Origin of the sequence: Sphingobium sp. MK2 (genome assembly GCF_040170545.1) — a bacterium.
GTDB lineage: Bacteria > Pseudomonadota > Alphaproteobacteria > Sphingomonadales > Sphingomonadaceae > Sphingobium.
Window position 1 is genome coordinate 1 of record NZ_JAZDXA010000081.1, and the last position, 4,133, is coordinate 4,133.

The 4,133-nt window shown below is 60.7% G+C and carries 4 protein-coding genes; 1 reads left to right on the forward strand and 3 read right to left on the reverse strand.

Annotation, left to right across the window (positions count from 1 at the left end; genetic code table 11):
* Window positions 1-219: 219 nt before the first annotated feature.
* Entirely contained in the window at window positions 220-1,065 is an 846-nt protein-coding gene (istB, locus tag V2I08_RS20145) for an IS21-like element helper ATPase IstB (protein ID WP_019054274.1), read from the reverse strand.
* Entirely contained in the window at window positions 1,062-2,564 is a 1,503-nt protein-coding gene (istA, locus tag V2I08_RS20150; protein WP_150412084.1) for an IS21 family transposase, read from the reverse strand. Before istA ends, istB begins: the two co-directional genes overlap by 4 nt.
* On the opposite strand from istA, the gene V2I08_RS20155 reads away from it, so the two are divergent.
* Window positions 2,538-2,660 (forward strand): hypothetical protein, encoded by a 123-nt coding sequence (locus V2I08_RS20155; protein WP_006961386.1) that lies wholly within the window; start codon window positions 2,538-2,540, stop codon window positions 2,658-2,660. The two genes, istA and V2I08_RS20155, sit on opposite strands and share 27 nt — an antisense overlap.
* Window positions 2,661-2,958: 298 nt before the next feature.
* Here the strand turns inward: V2I08_RS20155 and V2I08_RS20160 are convergent, their stop codons facing one another.
* On the reverse strand, window positions 2,959-3,981 hold the full coding sequence (locus V2I08_RS20160) for an IS110 family transposase (protein WP_145206732.1): 1,023 nt from the start codon (window positions 3,979-3,981) through the stop codon (window positions 2,959-2,961).
* Between the last annotated feature and the right edge of the window lie 152 nt (window positions 3,982-4,133).

A 4,133-nucleotide genomic window follows, 5' to 3' on the forward strand; every position in this document is an offset into this window, starting at 1 on the left:
TGGCGCAGCGGCTCGATCGATCGCGAGCAGGGCGTCTCGAAGTCTGGCAATCCACGCTTGCGCACGACGATGGTTCATATGTGGACGCCCCCTATGGCAAGGGCTTTTTGTCGGGACGGTATGGCGCGGCGATCTGGATGAGAAGTTTCCGTCAATCAGGATGAGAACTGATCGTCGCGGTTTTCAAGTGGTGCCTGCTTTGATTGACGCTGGCAAGCGCTACTCGCAGGTTTGATTGTCGCTGCGCGACATTTCCTCGTTGGACTTGATTGTCGCGAAGGTCGGTGGCCGACCAGCGCGTGATTGTCGCTGGATCGCCGAGCGGCGGCGGTAGCTCTCGACATTCATCTCGAAGATTGTCGCGTGGTGAACGAGGCGATCCACGGCGGCGAGCGTCATGGCGGGATCGGGGAAGACCCGGTTCCATTCACCAAAAGGCTGATTGGCGGTGATGAGGGTGGAACGCCGTTCGTACCGTGCGCTGATCAACTCGAACAGGACGGACGTTTCGGCCTGATCCTTGGTCACATATGCGAGGTCATCGAGGATCAGCAGATGATATTTGTCGAGTTTGGCTATCGCGGCTTCGAGCGCCAGTTCACGGCGGGCAACCTGAAGTTTCTGGACCAGATCGGAGGTGCGGGTAAACAGGACGCGCCAGCCATTTTCGATCAACGCAAGGCCGATTGCGGCTGCCAGATGGGTTTTACCCCCACCTGGTGGACCAAAGAAGATGAGGTTGGCGCCTTTTTCGAGCCAGCCATCACCAGAACACAGCGCCGTCACCCGAGCGCGGGAGATCATTGGCACTGCATCGAAGGCGAAGCTGTCGAGAGTCTTGCCGGGTGGCAGGCGGGCTTCGCCCAGATGCCTTTCGATCCGGCGTCGGTCCCGTTCTGCGATCTCATGCTCAGCGAGCGCCGCAAGCAGGCGGGCCCCAGGCCAGCCTTCCTTGTCTGCCCGCGTGGTAAAGTCGGGCCAGATCAGTTTGATTGCTGGCAGGCGCAGGTCGTTGAGGATGAGGCTCAGACGCTGGGCGTCGATAGCGGGTGCGTTCCGGCTCATGCGGCTTCTCCCGCCAGGAGAACATCATAGGTGACAAGGGGGACCAGTTCCACCACCACGTCGGGAAGCGCCGCCGGATCGGGAGCGAAGCGTATTCGCAAGGCATCCATGTCGGGGAGACGGTTAGCAGCCACGTCGGCTGCCAGCAGTTCCGCGAGTTCGGCCTCGCAGGCTCTTTCGTGCGCCATTGCCAACAGTTCTACCATCTGCCGACAAGCGATCCGTTCAGGCAATGCGGCGATGAGCCGGTCGAAGGTCTGACGATAAGGCTCCCTTGGGAAGAGCTGGTCACGATAGACCAACTTCAGGAGCGCCATGGGTTTGCGCCGCAGGCTATGGATGACGTGCCGATAATCGACCACATGGCCGTGGGAGCCGTTATTGAACGACCGCCCCCGCGGCAATGTCATGAGGTGAGTGCCGCCGATGAACAGATCGAGGCGATCATCGTAAAGCCGAACGCGCAGCCGATGCCCGATCAGCCGTGAGGGCACGGTATAGAACACCTTACGAAGCGTGAAGCTGCTGGTCGAGGTGACCGTGACGATCGTCTCCTCATAATCGCTGGTGCGCGCGCCAGGCAGGGGCTGCAATACCGCACGCTCGGCGTCTATGCGTGGGCCGTTGCGCCGGTTCTTGCGGCTGACGACTTCGTCGATGAAGTGCCGGTAACTCGCCAGATCATCGAAGTCTCGCGAACCACGCATCAGCAGCGCGTCCTTTATTGCTGCCTTCAAATGCCCGTGCGGGCTCTCGATCCCGCCATTCTCATGGGCAACGCCGCGGTTGTTGCGCGTCGGCGTCATGCCATAATGTTCGCACAGCGCGTCATATCGCAGCGTCAGATCTTGCCGGGCATCAGCGTCCAAGTTGCGAAACGCGGCCGACAGGCTATCGCTGCGATGCTCAACCGGGGCACCGCCGACGGCCCACAGGGCGTTTTGCAACCCTTCTGCAAGCGCGACATAGCTCTCGCCGCCCAGAATGACATGGACGTGTTCGAAGCCCGACCATATCAGCCGAAAATGGTAGAGGCGATGATCGAGCGGCACGCCGACGATCGTTACGTGCTCATCGTTCATCTCGGTGAAGTCCGACAGGCCAAGCCGTCCCGGCTCATGCACCTGCCGGAAGATCACTTCCTGCTCGGGACCATGGATCGCCCGCCATGTTCGGATCCTTCGCTCCAATGTGCGCCGAATGCGCCCATCAAGCTCAGGGTGACGGCGACATATCTCCTCGAAAATTGCCACTGACCGCAAACCAGGCGCAGCCTGGAGCATGGGGACCACATCCTCGTCGAAGATCCCGGCTAACGGGTCCGGGCGTCGCCGCTCTCGCTGGACCTGCCTTTGCGAGGGAAGCCGAGGATCTCCCTCAATGCGATATGCGGTCGCCGTGCTGATACTGGCCTTGGCGGCGGCGATCGGAACGGCATGGGTATGTCGGAGCTTCATGTAGAGCCTCATCTGATGATCGTTGACGTGGCGGCCCGGCATGAACGACATCCCCTCTCGCGAAGTTATGCCTTTGAATACCTGACCGGCCGCAACCATCAGAAACGCCCCAAAAAGGGCGACATCGCCACCTGCTGATCCGGCTCCGGGCTACGCCCTACGCCGCATCAGCAGGTGGCGATTCTCATCTTGATTGACGCTGCTCTCTCATCCTGATTGTCGCGCGGCAGGACGGGTTTGATCGGTTGCTTTCATATGTCCGGCCTATTTGTGCGGGCGTGATTTGACCGCTGGCCCTGATGGAAATCCGCCGGTGAAGTCCCTGATCAAGTTGGCGCGCTTTTGAGGCGCATTGAATCAGACGGGTTGGTTTCACCATTGGCTCGATCGTTACTCATCATCGACTGCCATTACCAATTCGGGTGACCTGATTTGATCAGGCCAAATGCGCGTAGGGCTGATAGGCTTCCTTCCTTGTCAGCACGACCCAGGCGATCCGGGCCAGTTTGTTGGCAAGCGCTACGGACACCACCCTGAATGGCTTCTTCTCGCTCAGCTTCCTGATCCAGTTTGCCATGGGCGTGGGCTTGTCCTTGACGTGACGCATCACGGCAGTGGCGCCTACAACGAGCAATCGACGCAAGTATCGATCGCCTTGCTTCGATATGCCGCCCAGCCGAGCTTTGCCGCCGGTCGAATGTTGCTGCGGGGTCAGCCCCAGCCACGCGGCGAACTGCCTGCCCGAGGTGAACTGATCGGGATCGGAGACGGTCGCGGCGATAGCGGTCGCTGTGATGATACCAAGGCCGGGGATGGCGGCGAGCCTGCGGCTGGCTTCGCTCTCGGCATGCCATTTGGCGATTTGCTGGTCGAGCAGCGCAATCTCACCCGTCAGCGCCGTGATCTGGCGGACCAGCGTTTCCAGCGCGGTGCGGGCATAGGGCGGTAATCCGTCACGATCGGACAGCGCCTGCTCGGCCAAGGTCGCAAGATGTGCAAGCCCGGGATTTGCGACAAGACCGAACTCTGCCAGATGCGCCCGCAGCGCGTTCGCTGCCATAGTCCGTTGCCGCACCAGCAGCGACCGGGCGCGATGGGCCATCAATATCGCTTGCTGCTCGACCGTTTTTGTCGGCACGAACCGCATCGTCGGGCGCTGTACAGCTTCGCATATGGCCTCTGCATCCAGCGCATCACTCTTGCCGCGCTTGACGTAGGCCTTCACGTACGAAGGCGGAATCAGGCGAACTTCGTGCCCCATGGCGGCGAGTGTCCGTGCCCAGTAATGCGCCGTTCCGCACGCCTCCACGCCAATCAGACATGGCGGCAGCTTCGAGAAGAAAGGCAACATCTGCTTCCTGTGCAACTTCTTCACCAGCACCGCAGTGCCGGTCTCATCGATGCCATGTGCTTGAAAGACGCTCTTAGCCAGATCCAGCCCAACCGTTGTGATCGTCATCGTAAACGCTCCTGTTCCTGCTTCGGGTGACCGACCGACAGCATAGCGCCGGTCAGTGCGGGGGCGTCCACATCATCAAGCCGCATGGCTGTGGCTGCGCTATCAGCCGGACTCGGCTTTGTCCCGCTGGTTCCAGGAACGCGTCAGCCGCA